We start from the raw sequence: 18,126 nt of genomic DNA on the forward strand, positions 1-18,126 counted from the left end.
CACATCAGCAAAAGCCCGTGGGATGCGGTATGGGCCTCAGTGCGACGTTGATGTGCTAGGCGTTCGTAAAAAAGGCAGCGATTACCGCTGCCAACGTGTCATAGAGCTAGCTTAGATGATGGACCTCTTGCAGTCCGTAAACCGGCGTGTCGATACCCTCCATGCGGGCTTTAATTTGCAGCGATAGGTACTGTGAGTAGTGGCGGGACTGGTGTAGATTGCCGCCATGGAACCACAATGCTTCTTGCTGAGTTGGCTTCCACATGTTGCGTAATTCACCCTCCCATGGGCCTGGATCTTTCGCGGTATCGGAGCCTAAGCCCCAACATTTACCCACTTTGTCGGCGACTTCTTGGGAGATGATTTTAGCGGCCCAGCCGTTCATCGAACCAAAACCGGTAGCGTACACAATCAAATCTGCTTCTAGCTCTGTACCATCGGTAAGAACAACCGATTTCGGTTTTACTTTGGCAATTGATACCCCGGATTTGAGTTTAATTTCACCGTCGGCAACGAGATCGGATGCACCGACATCGATGTAATAACCCGATCCACGACGTAGGTATTTCATGAATAGCCCTGAACCGTCTTCACCAAAGTCGAGTAAGAATCCCGCATCGGTTAGGCGTTGGTAAAATTCGGCATCGCGCTCTGCAACGGCTTCATAGGCAGGAATATGAAATTGCGGCATGATCTTGAACGGAACCGAGCCAAAGGTGAGGTCGGCTTTATAGGTCGTCATACCATTTTCAACCGCTTCTTCAGAGTACAAACCGCCTAGCACTAGCTCCATTAACGAATCTGATTTGATGATGTGTGTCGAAGAGCGTTGAATCATGGTCACATCGGCATCGTTTTCCCAGAGGGCACAGCAAATATCATGGGCTGAGTTGTTACCGCCCAGCACGATGCATTTTTTACCTTTATAGGCTTCGCCACCGGGGTGCTGGCTCGAGTGATGTTGCTCGCCTTCAAAGGTATCCATGCCCGGAATATCGGGCATGTTGGGAATGCCGGACATACCGGTTGCCAGTATCAACTGTTTAGGGTGTAGCGTTAGCTTTTCGCCATCGCGATCGACTTCTACCGTCCACTCTTGCTTATCCTCATCATATTTTGCGCGTGTGCAGCGGGTTGATCCCCAGTAATTTAGTTCCATGACCTTGGTGTACATTTCGAGCCAATCCCCCACCTTGTCTTTAGGGGTAAATACTGGCCAGTTTTCAGGGAAAGGTATGTAAGGCATATGGTCATACCAAATAGGGTCGTGCAGCGAAAGCGACTTATAACGATTACGCCATGTATCACCCGGCTTAGGTAACGCATCAATCACGATGGTGGGTACTTCTAATTGTCGAAGGCGTGCGCCTAACCCGATCCCGCCTTGTCCGCCACCAATAATTAAGCAGTAGGGCTGTTCGGTGTAGCCTAAGTTAGCTTCTTCATGCTGACGTTTTTCGAGCCACGTTTGGCGGTTTTTGTTCGCGCCGTGTTCAGCACCTTTGGGACGTAATTTGTTACGCTTTTCGGGAAAATCTTTTAGCTCCGTCATGGTGGTAAGGAAGGTCCATGCGAGTCCATCGCGTAACCGCACATAGGCACGACCTTTCGCTATGTTCGTTTCGAAGGTAATCCAAGCATCGACTACGCCATCGGTTTCAGTGGCGTCTTCTTCAACTTGCCAGTTGCTCGGTGCAGCATCGGTCATGGTGGCGGTGAGCATGTCGCTGATAGCGTCACGGCCTTCCATGGTTTTAATGTTCCATGTAAAGGCGACTAGGTCGCGCCAGTATCCATCTTCTTCAAATAAAGAGACGGCGTCGGCGGGTGATGTAGAGCTGAGTGTAGCGGCTAACTTTTCCACCCATGCGACAGCGTCAAGTGTGGGTTTATGAGTAGCGGTTAGTGCGGTATGGGTCATATTTATCTCCAGTGCAGTTTGTTTTTTTTGTGCTGCGTTGACCTAGGAGATAAAGCAGCAAACGTGCCAGTATCAGCAGTTTTAATTTTTATAAAATATAAGTATTTGAATTATATGGTAAGTTTTTGGTTATTTGCTCTGTGTTGAGTGAGATAAGTTAAATTTGAGATTCTCGCTGAGTGTTACAGCTGTAATGCGAACACATAACAGCTGTAACGCTGGATGGTCGTGAACGTTACAGGTGTAACGCTTTTCAGTTAACGATTTTATGCGGCTTGCAGCTACACCATTGATCGAATTTGACGACCGAAGGTGAGGTTAGATACATGCCTGAAAGAAGTATAGAAAACGCCTCTTGTCAGCGGTAGACTCGATGGGATCGTGAAATAAAAATAACAGTCACGGGCTAGGAATAGGCATGAATAACGCAAGCCAACGTCGTCATATCGATACCATACTCAGCTATGGCGGGCATGAGTCAACCAATAAACGTTACTCGCCCACCCATGAGTTGATTGGGCGTTCGTGGCAACGCTGTTTATCAGAATATGGTTTAGATCCGAGCCAGCCAAGGCCGGCGCGCATCGTCACCCATCAAACATTACGTGAGCATCAAGATTCGGTGGATGAGTTTTTGAACGTCGCGCGTGCCGGTGTCGAACAGCTGTACACACAAATTTCTGGCCTTGGATACGTACTGTTATTAAGTGACCATCGGGGGATTACCGTTCAGTTTTTAGGTAATAAGCATGATGATGACCGCTTGCATAAAGCAGGGCTTTACTTGGGGGCTGATTGGAGTGAGCAATATGCTGGCACATCGGCAGTAGGCACCTGTATTCAAGAGCAGCAAGCACTGACTTGTCATCGTGTAGATCACTTCGATAGCTCCCATATCAGCCTAACCTGCACGGCGGCACCGATTAAAGATCCATCCGGGCAGTTGTTGGCGGTATTGGATATCTCTGCATTAGACTCATCCCGTACCCCTGAAAGCCAAAACTTTGCCTTACACCTAACGCAACTGTATGCCCGTCTGATTGAAGATGCTTATTTCTTACGGCGCTATCGCCATAGTTTGATTTTTAAGTGTGATCAATCCCGTGAGCTGGTTCAGGTCAATGGCCAGTTATTGTTTGCCTTAGATGAGCAAGGCAATATCCTTGCGGCTAATACCGCGGGTCGCGCTTTGCTGGCGCAATATCAGCCCTTCGCAACCGATTCGACTTCATTACCGGACTTATTGGAGTGCCAGTGGCGGGATATTTTATCTATCACTTACGAAAGCAAAGATGGCGTCCGTGCGTTTCGGGTAGCAGGCTCTCAGCAAATGTTATACGGCATTTTGATTGAGCCAAGGACGAATACCTCTAGCCAGTTGAACGTATCAGAAGTGTTAGCCTCACAAGAGGAGTCAGTCCCACCGTTAGATAAGCTGTGTGCTGATGATCCTGCTATGCGGCAAACGATTAGCTTAGCTAAGCGGTTACGCCATCGTGATGTTAGCCTGCTTATTTTAGGTGAAACGGGCACAGGTAAAGAGGTGCTGGCTAAAGCCATTCATGCAACCAGCCATCGGTCGGATCAGCCTTTTATGGCTGTTAACTGCGCCGCTATCCCTGAATCATTAATCGAAAGTGAGCTGTTTGGTTATGCGCCGGGTACTTTTACCGGAGGCCGAGTAAAAGGTGCAAAGGGCCTGATTCAAGAAGCCAATGGCGGCACACTCTTTTTAGATGAAATTGGCGATATGCCGTTACAGCTACAAAGTCGTTTATTACGGGTATTAGCCGAAGGGCAGGTGTTACCCCTTGGGTCATCACAGCCAGTTAATATTGATGTCCGTGTTCTTGCGGCCACGCACTGTAATCTGACGCAGCTGATTGCTGACGGACTGTTTAGAGAAGACCTTTACTATAGGCTAAACGGCGCAACATTAAAGCTATCCGCTTTAAAAGCGCGGGTCGATAAGCAGTACCTAATCAAGTTGCTGTTAAAGCGTATCAACCCCGCTGCTCGACTCCGCGCCGATGCGATGAGTGCGTTACTGGCCTACTCATGGCCAGGTAATATTAGGCAGTTAGTTAACACGCTTACGTTTGCCGAAGCTGTCTGCAAAGAGGGAGAGATTACCGTCCACCATTTACCGGAAGAGTGCATTGCCGGGCGACTGGATAAACCGACTCTTGCTTTATCAGTGCAATCACCAACCCCTCATTACGCATCAACAGTGTCGCCAGAACCCTGGTTGGATCCTTTGTTAGATAAGGTTGATGCCATCTCCGAGCAGCAAACACTAATTGATAGGCTCCATCAGCAGCGCTGGAACATTTCTGCTGTTGCTAAAGAGTTAGGCGTATCACGGCCGACGATTTATAGACGAATAAAAAAGCTTGGGATTAGTTTGCCTAGAGATGTTTAACTAATCTCTAACTCAATATTTGCATCGATTTTTGCTTTATGAAAAACTGCTTAAAAACACAGTACAAGGATGTACAGTATGAACTTTCCTCTTATTGGCAAGCGATGCCAAGCTATTACTTTCCCTCTCAATTGTAAGCGCAACGCATGGCCCTCGGGCCGCATGTTAAACCGCAATTGCCTTATGTCTTTTCATGGTCTGGTGCTGCTCATCACTCTATTGGTGACTGCTCTTGGTTTGGCTGATAAAAGCTTTGCCGATAAACCTAAACTACAGCTTGCGACCGTCTATCATAAGGGGCTCGATGTATCCGCTTATTGGGTGAGTGAAAAGCTGGACGGGGTGCGGGGGTATTGGAATGGTCAGCAGCTTTTAACACGACAAGGCTACCGGATAGATGCGCCGGATTGGTTCACCGAGGTTTTACCCGAACAACCCCTGGATGGTGAGCTGTGGATCGGGCGAGGGCAGTTTGCTGCGGTGTCCGCGTTGATCCGACGTAGCCATATTGACGGGTCGCAGGATGCCTTGAATGGCTGGCGGCAGGTCAAGTTTATGTTATTCGATCTGCCCCGATTTCCCGGCACCTTTAGTCAGCGTTTAAAGCAATTACATCAGCTCGTGGACAGGGTCGACCGGGACTGGATTCAGTTGATCGAACAGCGGCGAGTGTCAAGTGATAGCGAGCTAATGGCGTGGTTAGAACGGGTGGTTGCTGAAGGCGGCGAAGGCTTGATGCTGCACCATCAGAATGCGCGGTATCAAGCGGGGCGTAGCGATCACCTGTTAAAGCTGAAACGATGGCAGGATGCGGAAGCGAAAGTGATTGGGCACCAGCCGGGGAAGGGGAAGTATGTGGGTATGCTCGGTGCATTGTTAGTTGAAACGCCGACGGGTATCCGTTTTAAACTGGGCAGTGGCTTTACCGACCAACAACGGCAGAACCCACCGGCCATTGGTAGTATCGTTACCTATAAATATACCGGAGTGAGTGCAAAGGGTGTGCCTCGGTTTGCCAGCTTTATGCGGGTTCGTCAGCCGTGAGTGTTTATTGGCTTGTTATTCTGTGATGCCTAAGGGCGAGTTGGCATAGTCGCGTTGCTTCTACGGATTGCCTGCCCTTGGGCTTGCCTTGGTGATCATCTATCTATTTTTAGGTATCTGATATTGTCTATTTCTATTCTATAATGATGCGGTTATTGCCGAGCGTAACAGTTGTTACGGGGCACCTATGTCGGATTATTACGGACGCTATCTTATGAAGGCTGTTTCACTTGCTGAGCTTGAGCAACAGTATCCGCAAGGCTTCTGTCAGTCTCTTTCTATGTTCGGTGCTTTGTCTAATGAAAGTTTGCAGTTTTTACTGCAGCAAGGGGAGCTGTTAGCGGTGCAGCCGGGTGATCGCCTATTCAGTATTGGCGATGTCTCTGAGCAGTTTTATGTCATTATCAAAGGTGGAGTGCGGTTTTATCAGCATCGCCCTGAAGATGACGTGAGTGTGCCTATGCGTCTCTATGCCGAGGGCGAGCAGATCGGTTTTGTTGGGATGATTGGCTTGCATGCCCGTCGGGGTGATGCCGTTGTCGAAAACGAGGGGTATCTGCTTAAAATCAGTACCGAACTGTTTCACCGGCTGTGTGAGCAGTATCCTGAGATGTTTATGATCTTCCTGATCAATATCACTCGCGAGATGAGCCGTGAAATCAGTCATCTTGATCAAATGTATGCCGATAAAAACTGACGATGGTTATTTCTTTTACGACCTCTCTCTTTGCTGAATAAGTGACGATGAAACTCACTCGATGAGTTCCGTTGATTGTTGAGTTAAAAGGCCGATTATTCAACTCTGGACTATTATCAAACTATTGTTCGATTTTTGATCAGCTTAGGTTCAAAAGCCTAAGCTGTTTTAAAAACGGATGACTATCTATCTGATCATTGTTTCACTGAGGTTCAATAAGCCCGTTTCTATCAACCAGCCCTAGGGGGTAAGCGTCATGGAACAGCAACAGTTTTTAGTGGATGAACTGGATAAAAAAATTGAGATGTTTCGCGACAACTCTCAGTCCCATAAAGCCTTACATCGACGCTTGCGCTACGGCTCCTTTGGCCTCACCGCGATGTTGTCGCTGCTGTCCGGGTTAGCGCTTTATCTGCCAGCGTATGCCACCCATCTGAATGTCGCTATTCTAGTTTTCTCTGGTACTGCCGGTATTCTCGCGTCCCTCGAGGGGCTGCGTAAGGCGGATGAACTGTGGATTCATGAGCGGACCACTTATTACACCCTGTGTGATTTAAGGCGTGAGCTGATGTTTCAGATTAAAAGCCAAACCTTGAAGGCCGCAGAGCTTGAGGTGTTTTTTGATCGACTGCAAAAAGTATTGAATAACTCGGCCGAAAAGTGGAGTTCTGGCATTGTGCAGGGGCGACAAGGGGATATCGTTCCGGCGGAATAGGGTCGTAAGCGCCGGACTATGGATAAAGCTGCTTGTTGTTATGGCTTTGGTGATACCGAGGTACTCTGATCGAGCGGCTCTAGCGTCACGCGTCCTCGGCGGCCTCCGAGTTCAGAGATCAACATGGCAGCGATAATCATACCTGCACCCACTAACCCCAATGTGCCGAGTTGTTCGTTTAGGAACAACCAAGCGGAGAGGCAAGCAAACACGGGTTCGGTGGCAAAGATCAGTGCCACCTGATGCGAGGCGAGTATCTGCTGACAGGCCGATTGTGCCCAGTAGGCATAGGCCGTGCCCAGTAGGCCGGTAATCAACACCGCACTGATAATCAGAGGGTTAGTGGCGAGGTCCTGCCAACTCAAGGGGGTGAATCCGAGTGATAAAATGCGGGTTCAGGGCTAATCCAAGCAGCAATACTGCTATACAAAGCCACGGCCAGTAGCTGGAGGATGCTCAAGGGCATCACCGGGAGTGAATCGACGAAGCGGCCGGTCAGCAAAATATGAATGGCAAAGCCAAATGCACAGACCAATATGAGAGTGTCACCCCGGTTGAATTCCAGCTTATCACCCACGGTTAACAGATAGAGCCCTACCGTGGCGATCACCATGCCGATCCACACCGCCGTGGCGGCCTTGATACGAAATAGCAGAAAGCCTAGCAACGGCACTAACGGCACGTTTAAACCGGTAATAAAGCCAGCATTAGACACCGAGGTGTAATGCATGCCCTCTGTCTGAGTGTAGAAACTGACAAACAGCAAAAAACCGAGCAGGGCGCTGGCGCCACAAAGCGGTAACCAGCGAATGTTGACCAGTTGCTGTCGGTTAAACCAAAGCAGGGGGATCAGTGATAAGCCTGCTAATAAGAAACGGATGGCATTAAAGGTGTGTGTAGGTATCTCTTCAATAGCTAGATCGATCAACACAAACTCCGCGCCCCAGATAAAACAGACGAGCAGGAGTAGCAGTTGTGCTGTGCGTGATGATCGGATAAGCATGGGAAGTCCTTGTCGATAAAGCTAGTTAGTCAGTTTTGCCTGCATCGTTAAGCGGGTTAAACCGTGAGACCCTATGGGTTTAAACAATGGAGACCGAAGTCTCCATGAAACGATGCTACATTCTACGTTAGGCCAGCATAAATCCCAGTGTTACCAGACAGGTAAAAGCGATAACGGCGCCAATTAAGGCGTAGGGGATCTGGGTCAGCGCATGTTGCATCGGGGTACAGCCTGACCCTTGGGATGACAGTACTGTCGAGTCACTGAAGAAACAGGCGTGACTACCAAAAGCTGAGGCGGATAGCAGTGCGCCTACGGTGAGCGGCATCGACATATCCATGCTAATGGCCATAGGGATAACGATGGGTAGGGAGACGACAAATACACCCCAGCTAGAACCCGTCGCAAATACCACCATCGCCATCGAAGCAAACACGAGTGCGGGTAACATCTCTTTCGATAGGAAGGGGGTCAATGAGTCGATGATATAAGGGGTTAGGCCGAGTTGATCGTTGATCTCTTTGACCATAAAGCCCGCACAGACGACCGCAATGGGGTGTAGCATTACCTTAAAACCATCCAACATCGCATCCACGAGCTGAGCAAAAGAAAGCAGTCGCTGCCAGAAGTAGAGCACCATGGTAAATATCGAGGCAACCAGTGCGCCTAGCAGTAAGTCGATATCGTAATAGACGCTGGCGGCGACTAACACGGCCATCGGCAACAGGAAGTTTAATAGGCCAATGATCGGTGCGGTTTTCTTTAGCTTAGAGGTATCGAAACCATCTTGCTGAATCCCATCGGGGATGGGCTGACTTGCTTGGGCGCGCTGTTCGGCTTGTTTCATTTCGCCAAAATCACCGAGTATCCCTAAGGCCACTAAAAACACCACCAACAGTGCCGCCCAGCCATACACCATATAAGGAATGGCTTCGATATAGAGAGACATACCTTTGCCTTCGGCTGCGGCGCCGTTTTCTTCCAGCAAGGCGGCAAAGTAAACCGCCCAGGTTGAGACTGGTACCAGAATACACACCGGTGCAGCGGTAGAGTCGACTAAAAAGGCCAGTTTTTCTCGGGAGATCTTATAGCGGTCGGTGAGGCTTTTCATCGACGCAGAGACTGCCAGCGAGTTCAGGTAGTCATCGATAAATACCATAATACCGAGGCTACAGGTGGTGAGCATGGTGCCGCGCTTGGTTTTAATCCGTTTGGCCAGAAGCTCGCCAAAGCTGAGTACGCTGCCACCCCGTTCTAGCATATTGATCAGGCCGCCCATCATGCCGCATACCAGCACGATCCAGGCGATGGTTTCATCCATGACCACCGACATTGAGAGGTCGCCCAGTCCACTGACAACATTACTGGGGTCGAGCAACAGCAAGCCTGCAATAATACCGGCGAAGATAGATTCCAGTGGTTTCTTGGTGATTACCGCCACACATAGAATGAGCATGGCGGGCAGTAGACTGTAAAAGCCATAGGGTTCGCCGTCGACATGCTGGGTCGAAAGGTAGGCAAAAAAGGCCATAATCGCGCTAAAAAAATCAGCCATTTTTGTGGGCTGCCTTGGCGATTAACGGGCGTATCTGGGGTGTTGTTTGGCTTGATAGCCATGGTGTCGAGGCTGACAGCCGGGCCGATCTCAGTACTCATATGGCACCTTTTTTTATCGTTATAAATTGATGGTGTAAAGCCTGAGTCCCCAATATCTCACGGTATTGAGGACCCATAAAAGGGTGAATGCTGTGCTAGTCGCAGGGCGTGATTGAATGACAGCACGATGTTGGCGCGGGGCTTCAAGCATTTATATGCATCAAAGACCGCGTGCAGAGGCTGATTAGATACCCAGTTTGTCACGCAGGGTGTAATACCATGCGCCCATGGCGGTATAGGGGATACGCAGCGCCCGTCCACCGGGGAAGGGGTATTGCGGTAAACCGGCAAAAATATCGAAGCGTTCTGCCTGACCTTTTATCGCGTCACAAAGTACTTTTCCGGCGAGGTGGGAGCTGGTCACACCGTGGCCGCTGTAGCCCTGAGCGTAGTAAATATTCTTGCCGATACGACCAAACTGTGGCAGACGCATCAGTGTCAGGAGGAAGTTACCGGTCCAGGCATAATCCACCTTAACGCCTTTCAATTGAGGAAAGGTTTTCAGCATGTTCGGCACAATCAATGATTCGATCTTATCCGGTTCTCGTGCGCCATAGGTAACACCGCCGCCATAGATCAGCCGGCCATCACCGGAGAGACGGAAGTAATCGAGTAGATAGTTACAGTCCTCAACACAGTTGTCCTGTGGCAAGAGTTCGCGCTGTTGCGCTGCACTCAGGGGCTCAGTGGTAATCACCTGAGTGCCACAAGGCATCGCTTTTTGTTCCAGCTTGGGAATTAAACCGCCCAGATAAGCGTTACCGGCGACAATCACAAAGTCGGCGGTAACGGAGCCTTTAGCGGTATGTAACACCGCTTTATCGCCTTCATCGACACGGGTAACCGCCGAATCTTCATAGATCACACCTCCGAGGCTCTCTAGTGCTGCAGCTTCACCGAGTACCAAATTGAGCGGGTGAAAATGGCCGCCGCTCTTATCCAACAAACCGCCTTTATAACGGCTGGAACCTACGTGATCGCGGATGCTATCGGCGGTGAGCATTTCTAATTGCTGATGACCATGAGCTTCCCAGAGCGCCTTCTTCTGTTCCATCTCATGTAGCTGTCGGTTATTACAGGCGGCGAAGATACCGCCTTCCTTCAAGTCGCAATCAATTTGATACTGCTTAACGAGGCGACGGATGATCTGCCCGCCTTCGAAGGCCATTTTACCCATTTCTCGGCCGGTTTCGTGGCCGTAATGTTTTTCAATAAAATCGATATCACGGCTATAGCTGTGAACGATTTGGCCACCGTTGCGGCCTGATGCGCCAAAGCCGATGCGGCTGGCCTCTAATACCACCACCTTAAAGCCCTGTTCGGCAAGGTGTAATGCGGATGACATACCGGTGAAGCCAGCGCCGATAATGCAGATGTCAGCGCTTATATGTTGGTCCAACGGTGCCCGAAGCGCTTTGTCGTTAGCGGAAGCGGCATAGTATGACGTAGTGTGAGATGGAGCTGCCATATAAAAAACCTGTATTACGGACCCCGTAGGGTGTTGCTGATATTAACCGGGCGCTCTACCGCCCAGCCTTTTAGTGAGGCTATACGATAATATTTAGTTGGCTCGGGAGGCTATACCTACCAGGGGATAGATCAGTATTGTGCAGTTAATAGGGCGGGGCGTTTTCGGCGTTTTTATGGATGATTCTGATTGAATGGAGAAACATATCCCGTGCTCTATTCGGCTGGGCTGACTTTTTGGTAATGACGGCAACCCCTAGACGGAAATGTTTGACCTGTTGCGCCACTGCCTTTAAGAGCCCTTTTTTGATGTAGGGCTGGGCGACTTTTTCCGGCAGAAAGCTGATATAGCAGCCAGATAACAGCATCGCGATACGGGATTCGTAGTGATAGGACGTACTCGCAAGGTTCATCTGAGCCAGTTGATGATAGATCTCTTCGTGGGGCTTAAGGCCAGCATGTACCAGTTTATAGCTGTTGATCACCGATTCAGTTATCTGCTCTTCGGGTAGGTTGAAGAGGTGGTGGTCTTTACCGCAATAAACATAGTTCTCATCGGTGAAAAGATGGATATAATTCAGCCCCTCAAATTTACGATGGTAGGGGATCATCGCGATATCGAGCTGATTATTGAGCACCATCTTTTCCATCATTTTCATATGATCGACTTCAACCTGCAGTTCTACATCCGGTGCTTGTTGGTAAAAATGGCGAAAGATTTCCGGTAGTTTGAAGCGTGGATCGGTACTGAAAGTGTCGCTCAGCGCAATTCTGAGCTTGCCGGCGGGGTGTTCGCCGAGATTATTAATGGTGCTGCGAAAGCGTTCGAGGTTATGTAGCAGGTGGGAGGTTTGATCGAATACCACTTTACCTTCTGGGGTGAGGCTAAAGCCCGCGCGGCCCCGTTTACAGAGAGTGATATTGAGGCGTTTCTCCAGCGCGGCAATATGATTGCTGATCGTCGGGCGGCTGATATTGAGTTCGGCCTCTGCTGCCGAAAAACCGCCGCACTCCACCACTGATTTAAAGATCTTGAGTTGCTTGATTTCAATATCGCCCAACTGGCCAAGTGCAAACTTCGTCATATCCGAAACCCTCAGTTAATCAGTGGTGCGATGAATGATTCATTCGTTCGGTTTTTTATACCTAATAATGAGTGATACGTAAAGAAAGTTAAACGTTAAGGTGGATTCTTTATGATTTATCGTTTCAATATAATTTGTAAGGATAAGACTACAGACAGTTTAATCCGCGACATAAATATTAAAAAACACTGGGTGAAGTATGATTAAAAACCTTAAGAAAAAACTATCGACCTCCGCTTTGGCCGTTACATTAGGCCTTACAACGTTAGCAGCTGACGTTTCCGCTGCTGATTATAACTGGCGTTTCAGTAACCTTTATGGCCGTGGTACTGCCTTTGGTGATGTATACGAAAGTTTAGCGAAGAACATCGAAACTGAGTCCGGTGGCCGTATTAAGGTTCAGGTACTGTATTCTGGCGAAGGTGTTGGCACCAGCGGTCTGTTGGGCGCGGTTAAATCCGGCCTGATCACCATGGGTGCTCCGTTCCAGTCTATGCATGCGGGTGAGCTACCTGCCGGTGTGGTTGAGATCGGTCTGCCAGGCGGCACAGATGATCCTGCTGAACTGCAATCCCTGTTCCACGACAAAGGTTGGGATAAAGTACTGACCAAAGCCTACGGTTCGCAAGGACTGGTATGGCTTGAGCCTTACATTCAGCCACCGGTTTATGTCTTGACTAAAGAGCAGATCAACTCGGTTGAAGACTTTAAGGGCTTGAAAATCCGTGCGCCAGGTGCTTACGGTAAGTTCCTGCGTAACTTGGGTGCATCACCTGTATCACTCTCTTGGAGCGAAATCTATACGTCACTGGCTACCGGCGTTATCGATGGATCTATCGGTAGTAACATGATCGATCACCGTGATGGTAACCACGTTGAAGTGGCTAAGTACATGTACAAACTGCCGTTGGCGGGTGCACAGGTATTGCCAATCGTTGTTAACCGTTCTGCTTGGAAGAAACTGCCAGAAGACCTGCAAGCTGTTGTGCGTAAAGCAACAGAACAACATGCGGCTGACCAACTGCGTCTGTCTAAAAAATGGGAATCTGAAGCGGTTACTGAAATGGAAGCTAAGGGCCTGAAATGGAGCCCAGAGCCAAGCGAAGCCGACAAAAAAGCATGGGCTGACGCCGGTGCAGGTTTGTGGGATGAGTATGCGGCACAGGATAAGTACAGCAAGGAGCTGATCGATATTCTGCGCGCAACCAGCAAGTAAGCATTTTGAATAAGTTAAAAGGGGTGCGATCGTGCCCCTTTTTTGTTGCAGGTACTTTTCATGCTTAAAATAATACTGATAAATTTTTGTCTTTCTATTGATTGGGTGGTGCGCCAGGCTGGCCGAGCCGCTTCTTTTATTATGCCGGTGTTGGCATTAGTCGTCGCATTTGAGGTTTTCTCACGCTATGTGTTGGGTAAACCAACCGTTTGGGCGTTTGACCTCTCTCTCTTTATGTTTGGTTATCTTGCCGCGTTGGGTGGTGCTTATGCACAACAAAAACGTGCGCATATCAATGTGGATATTCTCTACCTCAAGGTGTCTCGTCGCACCCGTAGCGTTTTCAATCTGATCTCTTTCTCGCTAGCTATCTTCTTTCTGGTCATCATTGTGATGGTGAGTATCGGCAAGTATGAAGAAGCGATCGAATTTGATTATCGTCGCCAAAGTGAGTGGGCTCCGCCAATGTTTCACTTCTGGATCATGATGGTGATTGCCTGTGGTCTGTTTATTGCCCAGTTGGCAAGAGATATGTTGGCAGAGCTGTATTTTCTACTGACCGGCCATGCGCTTATTGAGGAGAGTTGTGATGGGAATTGAACTGTTAACGATCGTTCTTCTGCTGTGTATCCTGGTGTTTTTTGCCCTAGGTGCTCAGGTCGGTTTGGCACTGGGTGGTATTGCGATGGTCGTGGGTTATATGACCTGGGGCGATGGCATCTTTAACGTTATACCGACAACCCTAGAATCCACTTATTTTAGTTTTATCCTGTTGGCGATTCCCCTCTATATCTACATGGGGCAGTTACTGACGAAATCGGGCATCGGTGATGCGATGTTCAATTTCAGCCAGATGCTGATTGGCCGCGTGCGTGGCTCTCTAGCGATCAGTGTTATCGGCGTTTGCTCCATGATCGGTGCGATGGTGGGTATTATCGGCGCCGGTATTATGACCTCCGGCAGTATCGCGCTGCGGCCTATGCTTGAGCGTGGTTATGATAAACGCTTAGCGCTAGGCGTTATTATGGCGGGTGGTGGTCTGGGTATCCTGATTCCACCGAGTATCCCGATGATCATGTTTGCGGCATCGACACAAAACTCCGTCGGACGGATGTTCTTAGGAGCGATGATGCCTGCGCTGCTGACCGTGGTGATGATGGTGCTGTATGTTGGTATTAGCTGTTGGTTGTTCCCTGAGCGGGCACCACGGGATATGGACAACAAAGATATCGTCAAACTGGAAGGCAAAGAGAAGTTCCGTATTGCCCGTGATGGTCTGTTTTCAATGCTGCTGATTGTGGCGGTGCTGGGCAGTATTATTACCGGTATAGCGACGCCAACCGAATCCGGTGCAATCGGGGTTGTTGGGGCACTGTTACTGGCGATGCTGTTTAAGCGTTTCAAAGTGGATATGTTCCTGCAATCAGGTTTCCAGACCGCGGCGTTAGTCAGTGTGGCGATGTGGATCATCTTTGGTGCATCGGTATTCAGTAACTTCCATCTCTTGATGGGTGTGCAGAGCATGGTGGCTGACTTTACCGGTCAACTGGATCTGCCGCCGATTATGATCATCATCATGTTCCAGCTGATTATGTTGCTACTGGGCTTCATTATTGATGAGTTCATTATCGTCTTGATGTGTGCGCCGTTGTTTACGCCTATTGCGGTGTCATTAGGCTATGACCCTATCTGGTTTGGTGTACTGATGATTTTGAATATTCTGATTGCGGTGCAGACCCCTCCTTACGGTTTCGCGCTCTTCTATCTGAAGGGTATTGCCCCGGCGGGTATTGGCATGTCTGAAATCTATAAATCAGTGACGCCGTTTATCATGCTTAACCTAACGGTTTTGATTCTCTGCATGCTGTTTCCAGAGATCGTGCTCTGGTTGCCGAATTTAGTGATGGGTTAAGGAGTTCGTTATGTACAGTAATATTCTTATACCTCTGGATCTGTCCCATAAAGAGCAGGTGCTTGAACTAGCGCAGATCGCCACCGCACTGGCGGCGGGTACACCCGCTAAGATCAACCTGCTGTATGTTGATCAGAGCTTTGTTCATCGTGCGGGTGATCCGCAGTTTGATGGCAATCTTCATGAGGGGCATCGTAAGGAAGCCCTGCAAGAGATGGAAGATCTGCTCTGCGATCTACCGGATAACATCAAGGTGAAGACGCTTTACCGTGATGGTACGGCCCATGACCAGATTCTGGAAACTGCTGAGCGGTTGAACAGTGATGTGATTGTTATGATGGCGCGTAAGCCGGGCATTAGTAGTTACTTTATCGGCTCTAACGCTGAGCGGGTGGTGCGTCATGCCCCCTGCTCAGTGTTTATTGTCCGGGGTGATGAATCAGACAGTCGTCTCGGCCAGACAGTCAGTAAATAACTGAATGATCAACTGATTGTGTTGTCGTTTACGCCATAGCGCTTTAACGGTGTTGGTGTAGCCATATTGGTCGTTAAACAGGGGGCGGAGATCTTTCTCTAGCCTCCAGTTTCGTACTAGGTGACGGGGCAAAAATCCTAGATAGTGGCCACTCAAAATTAGCGTGGCCCTCGCTTCCTGATGATGGGCTCTGGCCTGTTTATTCCAAAGTTTCATATCAGGATGTATCTCTCGACCGGTCATTAATCGAGGCGACTCAACAAAGCGGTATTGGCGTAACTCGGCTGTTTGGATCTCATCGGTGCGATTGAACAAGGGATGGTCTTGTGCGCAGTAGAGCAACATCTCCTCTTCGAACAACTTCATGGTGGTCAGTTCGGGGTAGGGTTGGCTGGTGACGGTGATACCGATATCCACCTGTTGGTTGAGTAAGGCGGCGATCACATCGTCAGAACTCATGGTGCTGATGCGGATTTTGACTTCCGGTGCTTTAATTGAGAACAGATGCAGCACTTTCAAAATCGAAGAGTTATGGGCGCCCAGCATATGCTCAGCAAAACCAAGATGAAGATCACCCAGAATACGGTTATGGCTCTGGTTAATGGTGTTTTTAAACTGATCGATGGCGCTAAGTAGTTCTAAGGTGGCGTTATAGACGGTTTGGCCCTGCTCGGTGAGCGAAAAACCGGCCCGACCCCGTTCACACAATCGCATGTCGAGTCGTTTTTCTAAATCGGCGATGTAATTGGAGATGGTTGAGTTGGCAAGGTTAAGTTGAAGCTCTGCGGGCGTAAAGCCACCGCACTCAACCACAGCTTTAAATACTTTTAGCAGACGAAGGTCCATATCGGCCAGTTGCCCGGTGAGTGCTGCTTTTTTACGTCCCATAGGGGCCCTTTGTTCGTGTTAGTGAGGTTGTTACATTTGTTTATGCAAATGTAAATATTTATAAATAATTATATAAGCAAAAGTCTTGTCGATCTATAAATATAGCTATTACGCAGTTGGCTGAGCTACTGCCTGCCGGAGAGAAAGAATGACAATAAAACTTAAAGATTCATCGTTACTTAAAACTCAGGCCTTTATCGATGGCGTGTGGGTCGATGGCGATAACGGTGAAACCTTTGCTGTAACTGATCCTGCCACCGGTCAGCATCTTGCTGATGTTGCCAGTGTTGGGGCTGCAGAAACCCGTCGCGCGATTGCCGCGGCTGATCGCGCTATGGCTGAATGGAAAGCATTACCGGCGAAGAGCCGTAGTGATGTGCTAGAAGCGTGGCATCAACTGATTCTTGATAATACCGACGATTTAGCGGTCATTATGACGGCTGAGCAGGGTAAGACTCTGGCTGAATCCCGTGGTGAAGTGGCCTACGGTGCATCCTTTGTTAAGTGGTTTGCTGAAGAGGGCAAGCGGGTCTACGGTGATATTATTCCAACCCCGTCGGATCGTCGAGGTGTGGTTGTTAAGCAGCCCGTCGGTGTCGTGGCGGCCATTACCCCTTGGAACTTTCCCAATGCCATGATCACCCGCAAGGTGGGCCCAGCTCTCGCGGTTGGTTGCGCTATTGTCTTGAAACCGGCGGCGGAAACGCCACTGTCTGCCTTGGCGCTGGTGGAACTGGCCAACCGTGCTGGATTGCCCGCAGGGCTTTTCAGTGTTTTGCCGGGTATGGATGCGCCGGCGATTGGCGGTGAGATGACCTCTAACCCAACGGTTAAGAAAGTTACCTTTACCGGTTCAACGCCGGTGGGCAAGCTACTAATGAAACAGTGTGCCGATACGGTTAAGCGTACCTCGATGGAACTGGGCGGTAATGCGCCGGTTATTATTTTTGATGATGCTGATCTCGATATCGCGGTGGCTGGTGCCCTAACCGCGAAATACCGTAACTCAGGTCAGACCTGTATCTGCGCTAACCGTCTATTAGTGCAAGAAGGTATCTATGATGCGTTTGTTGCAAAATTCAGCGCTGCGGTCAGTGAGTTCCGTATCGGTAATGGTTTTGATGCCGACACAACCCATGGTCCGGTGATCACTGAGAAAGCCGCACAAGAGATACATTCTAAAGTACAGAACGCCGTTGAAGAGGGTGCCACGGTAGTGATCGGTGGTCAGCCGGGTGAGCAGGGTGGTTGCTTCTATCAGCCAACGGTACTCACGAACGTTACCGATTCAATGCGTGTCTTCCGCGAAGAGATTTTTGGTCCGGTTGCACCGGTGTTTAAGTTTAGTACTGAAGCGGATGCAGTGCGGATGGCGAATGATACCCAGTTTGGTTTGGCCGCCTATGTCTATACCGAGAGTATGGGCCGTAGCTGGCGGGTATCGGAAGCGATCGATTATGGCATGGTGGGCGTGAATGAAACCGCCATTAGCTCTGAAGTAATACCGTTTGGTGGTGTTAAAGAATCAGGTCAGGGCCGTGAAGGTTCTAAATATGGTCTGGATGATTATCTAGAAACTAAGTACATCTGTTTTGGCGCATTGCAGCGTTAAGCTGCGCATAGTG

16 protein-coding genes are annotated in these 18,126 nt (G+C 49.3%); 9 read left to right on the plus strand and 7 right to left on the minus strand.

Going from position 1 to position 18,126, the window contains the following annotated elements; genetic code table 11:
- Window positions 1-106 precede the first annotated feature (106 nt).
- Window positions 107-1,921, minus strand: coding sequence for an NAD(P)-binding domain-containing protein (locus tag AC0L4K_RS06730; protein ID WP_417225305.1), 1,815 nt, complete (start codon window positions 1,919-1,921; stop codon window positions 107-109).
- A 418-nt stretch (window positions 1,922-2,339) separates the two neighbouring features.
- On the opposite strand from AC0L4K_RS06730, the gene AC0L4K_RS06735 reads away from it, so the two are divergent.
- The 4 genes from AC0L4K_RS06735 (at window position 2,340) to AC0L4K_RS06750 (ending at window position 6,799) form a co-directional block, all read left to right on the plus strand.
- Window positions 2,340-4,343: a sigma-54-dependent Fis family transcriptional regulator gene (locus AC0L4K_RS06735; RefSeq protein ID WP_473268699.1), complete on the plus strand. Its 2,004-nt coding sequence runs from the start codon at window positions 2,340-2,342 to the stop codon at window positions 4,341-4,343.
- Between the two features lie 183 nt (window positions 4,344-4,526).
- A complete protein-coding gene (locus AC0L4K_RS06740; protein WP_473268700.1) occupies window positions 4,527-5,387 on the plus strand; it encodes a DNA ligase in 861 nt (286 codons plus the stop codon).
- A 187-nt stretch (window positions 5,388-5,574) separates the two neighbouring features.
- Entirely contained in the window at window positions 5,575-6,084 is a 510-nt protein-coding gene (locus tag AC0L4K_RS06745) for a Crp/Fnr family transcriptional regulator (RefSeq protein WP_473268701.1), read from the plus strand.
- Window positions 6,085-6,340: 256 nt separating this feature from the next.
- The gene (locus AC0L4K_RS06750; protein ID WP_473268702.1) at window positions 6,341-6,799 is read left to right on the plus strand and encodes an SLATT domain-containing protein; all 459 of its coding nucleotides are present in this window, start codon (window positions 6,341-6,343) and stop codon (window positions 6,797-6,799) included.
- A gap of 38 nt (window positions 6,800-6,837) precedes the next feature.
- Here the strand turns inward: AC0L4K_RS06750 and AC0L4K_RS06755 are convergent, their stop codons facing one another.
- From AC0L4K_RS06755 to AC0L4K_RS06775, 5 genes are all read right to left on the minus strand, one after another.
- On the minus strand, window positions 6,838-7,164 hold the full coding sequence (locus AC0L4K_RS06755) for an EamA family transporter (RefSeq protein ID WP_473268703.1): 327 nt from the start codon (window positions 7,162-7,164) through the stop codon (window positions 6,838-6,840).
- Entirely contained in the window at window positions 7,161-7,802 is a 642-nt protein-coding gene (locus AC0L4K_RS06760) for a DMT family transporter (protein WP_473268704.1), read from the minus strand. Before AC0L4K_RS06760 ends, AC0L4K_RS06755 begins: the two co-directional genes overlap by 4 nt.
- Before the next feature lie 127 nt (window positions 7,803-7,929).
- Entirely contained in the window at window positions 7,930-9,357 is a 1,428-nt protein-coding gene (locus tag AC0L4K_RS06765; RefSeq protein WP_473268705.1) for a Na+/H+ antiporter NhaC family protein, read from the minus strand.
- 285 nt (window positions 9,358-9,642) lie between these two features.
- Window positions 9,643-10,926, minus strand: a complete 1,284-nt coding sequence (locus AC0L4K_RS06770) for an NAD(P)/FAD-dependent oxidoreductase (RefSeq protein WP_417225316.1) — start codon at window positions 10,924-10,926, stop codon at window positions 9,643-9,645.
- A gap of 145 nt (window positions 10,927-11,071) precedes the next feature.
- Window positions 11,072-12,010 carry a LysR family transcriptional regulator gene (locus tag AC0L4K_RS06775; RefSeq protein ID WP_417225318.1) on the minus strand — a complete coding sequence of 313 codons (939 nt, stop codon included), beginning with the start codon at window positions 12,008-12,010 and terminating at the stop codon, window positions 11,072-11,074.
- 199 nt (window positions 12,011-12,209) lie between these two features.
- Here AC0L4K_RS06775 and AC0L4K_RS06780 point away from each other — a divergent pair, with 199 nt between their 5' ends.
- The 4 genes from AC0L4K_RS06780 to AC0L4K_RS06795 are packed head-to-tail and all read left to right on the plus strand — an operon-like array spanning window position 12,210 to window position 15,613.
- Window positions 12,210-13,226, plus strand: a complete 1,017-nt coding sequence (locus AC0L4K_RS06780; RefSeq protein ID WP_417225320.1) for a TRAP transporter substrate-binding protein — start codon at window positions 12,210-12,212, stop codon at window positions 13,224-13,226.
- 60 nt (window positions 13,227-13,286) lie between these two features.
- Window positions 13,287-13,826, plus strand: a complete 540-nt coding sequence (locus AC0L4K_RS06785; protein WP_473268707.1) for a TRAP transporter small permease subunit — start codon at window positions 13,287-13,289, stop codon at window positions 13,824-13,826.
- Window positions 13,816-15,138: a TRAP transporter large permease gene (locus AC0L4K_RS06790; RefSeq protein WP_417225323.1), complete on the plus strand. Its 1,323-nt coding sequence runs from the start codon at window positions 13,816-13,818 to the stop codon at window positions 15,136-15,138. Before AC0L4K_RS06785 ends, AC0L4K_RS06790 begins: the two co-directional genes overlap by 11 nt.
- A 10-nt stretch (window positions 15,139-15,148) precedes the next feature.
- Window positions 15,149-15,613: a universal stress protein gene (locus tag AC0L4K_RS06795; protein ID WP_473268708.1), complete on the plus strand. Its 465-nt coding sequence runs from the start codon at window positions 15,149-15,151 to the stop codon at window positions 15,611-15,613.
- On the opposite strand, the gene AC0L4K_RS06800 is transcribed toward AC0L4K_RS06795, so the two are convergent.
- Window positions 15,578-16,501 carry a LysR family transcriptional regulator gene (locus AC0L4K_RS06800; protein WP_473268709.1) on the minus strand — a complete coding sequence of 308 codons (924 nt, stop codon included), beginning with the start codon at window positions 16,499-16,501 and terminating at the stop codon, window positions 15,578-15,580. The two genes, AC0L4K_RS06795 and AC0L4K_RS06800, sit on opposite strands and share 36 nt — an antisense overlap.
- 148 nt (window positions 16,502-16,649) lie before the next feature.
- Here AC0L4K_RS06800 and AC0L4K_RS06805 point away from each other — a divergent pair, with 148 nt between their 5' ends.
- The gene (locus tag AC0L4K_RS06805) at window positions 16,650-18,113 is read left to right on the plus strand and encodes an NAD-dependent succinate-semialdehyde dehydrogenase (RefSeq protein WP_473268710.1); all 1,464 of its coding nucleotides are present in this window, start codon (window positions 16,650-16,652) and stop codon (window positions 18,111-18,113) included.
- Window positions 18,114-18,126 lie beyond the last annotated feature (13 nt).

The sequence above is a fragment of the Amphritea sp. GJ51-11 genome (assembly GCF_055808735.1).

What these genes read in the sequence shown, in the direction of transcription:
- AC0L4K_RS06790 (WP_417225323.1), top strand. Translation starts at nt 13,816, where the DNA reads ATGGGAATTGAACTGTTAACGATCGTTCTTCTGCTGTGTATCCTGGTG.
- AC0L4K_RS06760 (WP_473268704.1), bottom strand. Translation starts at nt 7,802, where the DNA reads ATGCTTATCCGATCATCACGCACAGCACAACTGCTACTCCTGCTCGTC.
- AC0L4K_RS06805 (WP_473268710.1), top strand. Translation starts at nt 16,650, where the DNA reads ATGACAATAAAACTTAAAGATTCATCGTTACTTAAAACTCAGGCCTTT.
- AC0L4K_RS06735 (WP_473268699.1), top strand. Translation starts at nt 2,340, where the DNA reads ATGAATAACGCAAGCCAACGTCGTCATATCGATACCATACTCAGCTAT.
- AC0L4K_RS06745 (WP_473268701.1), top strand. Translation starts at nt 5,575, where the DNA reads ATGTCGGATTATTACGGACGCTATCTTATGAAGGCTGTTTCACTTGCT.
- AC0L4K_RS06780 (WP_417225320.1), top strand. Translation starts at nt 12,210, where the DNA reads ATGATTAAAAACCTTAAGAAAAAACTATCGACCTCCGCTTTGGCCGTT.
- AC0L4K_RS06730 (WP_417225305.1), bottom strand. Translation starts at nt 1,921, where the DNA reads ATGACCCATACCGCACTAACCGCTACTCATAAACCCACACTTGACGCT.
- AC0L4K_RS06765 (WP_473268705.1), bottom strand. Translation starts at nt 9,357, where the DNA reads ATGGCTGATTTTTTTAGCGCGATTATGGCCTTTTTTGCCTACCTTTCG.
- AC0L4K_RS06770 (WP_417225316.1), bottom strand. Translation starts at nt 10,926, where the DNA reads ATGGCAGCTCCATCTCACACTACGTCATACTATGCCGCTTCCGCTAAC.
- AC0L4K_RS06775 (WP_417225318.1), bottom strand. Translation starts at nt 12,010, where the DNA reads ATGACGAAGTTTGCACTTGGCCAGTTGGGCGATATTGAAATCAAGCAA.
- AC0L4K_RS06750 (WP_473268702.1), top strand. Translation starts at nt 6,341, where the DNA reads ATGGAACAGCAACAGTTTTTAGTGGATGAACTGGATAAAAAAATTGAG.
- AC0L4K_RS06740 (WP_473268700.1), top strand. Translation starts at nt 4,527, where the DNA reads ATGTCTTTTCATGGTCTGGTGCTGCTCATCACTCTATTGGTGACTGCT.
- AC0L4K_RS06785 (WP_473268707.1), top strand. Translation starts at nt 13,287, where the DNA reads ATGCTTAAAATAATACTGATAAATTTTTGTCTTTCTATTGATTGGGTG.
- AC0L4K_RS06800 (WP_473268709.1), bottom strand. Translation starts at nt 16,501, where the DNA reads ATGGGACGTAAAAAAGCAGCACTCACCGGGCAACTGGCCGATATGGAC.
- AC0L4K_RS06795 (WP_473268708.1), top strand. Translation starts at nt 15,149, where the DNA reads ATGTACAGTAATATTCTTATACCTCTGGATCTGTCCCATAAAGAGCAG.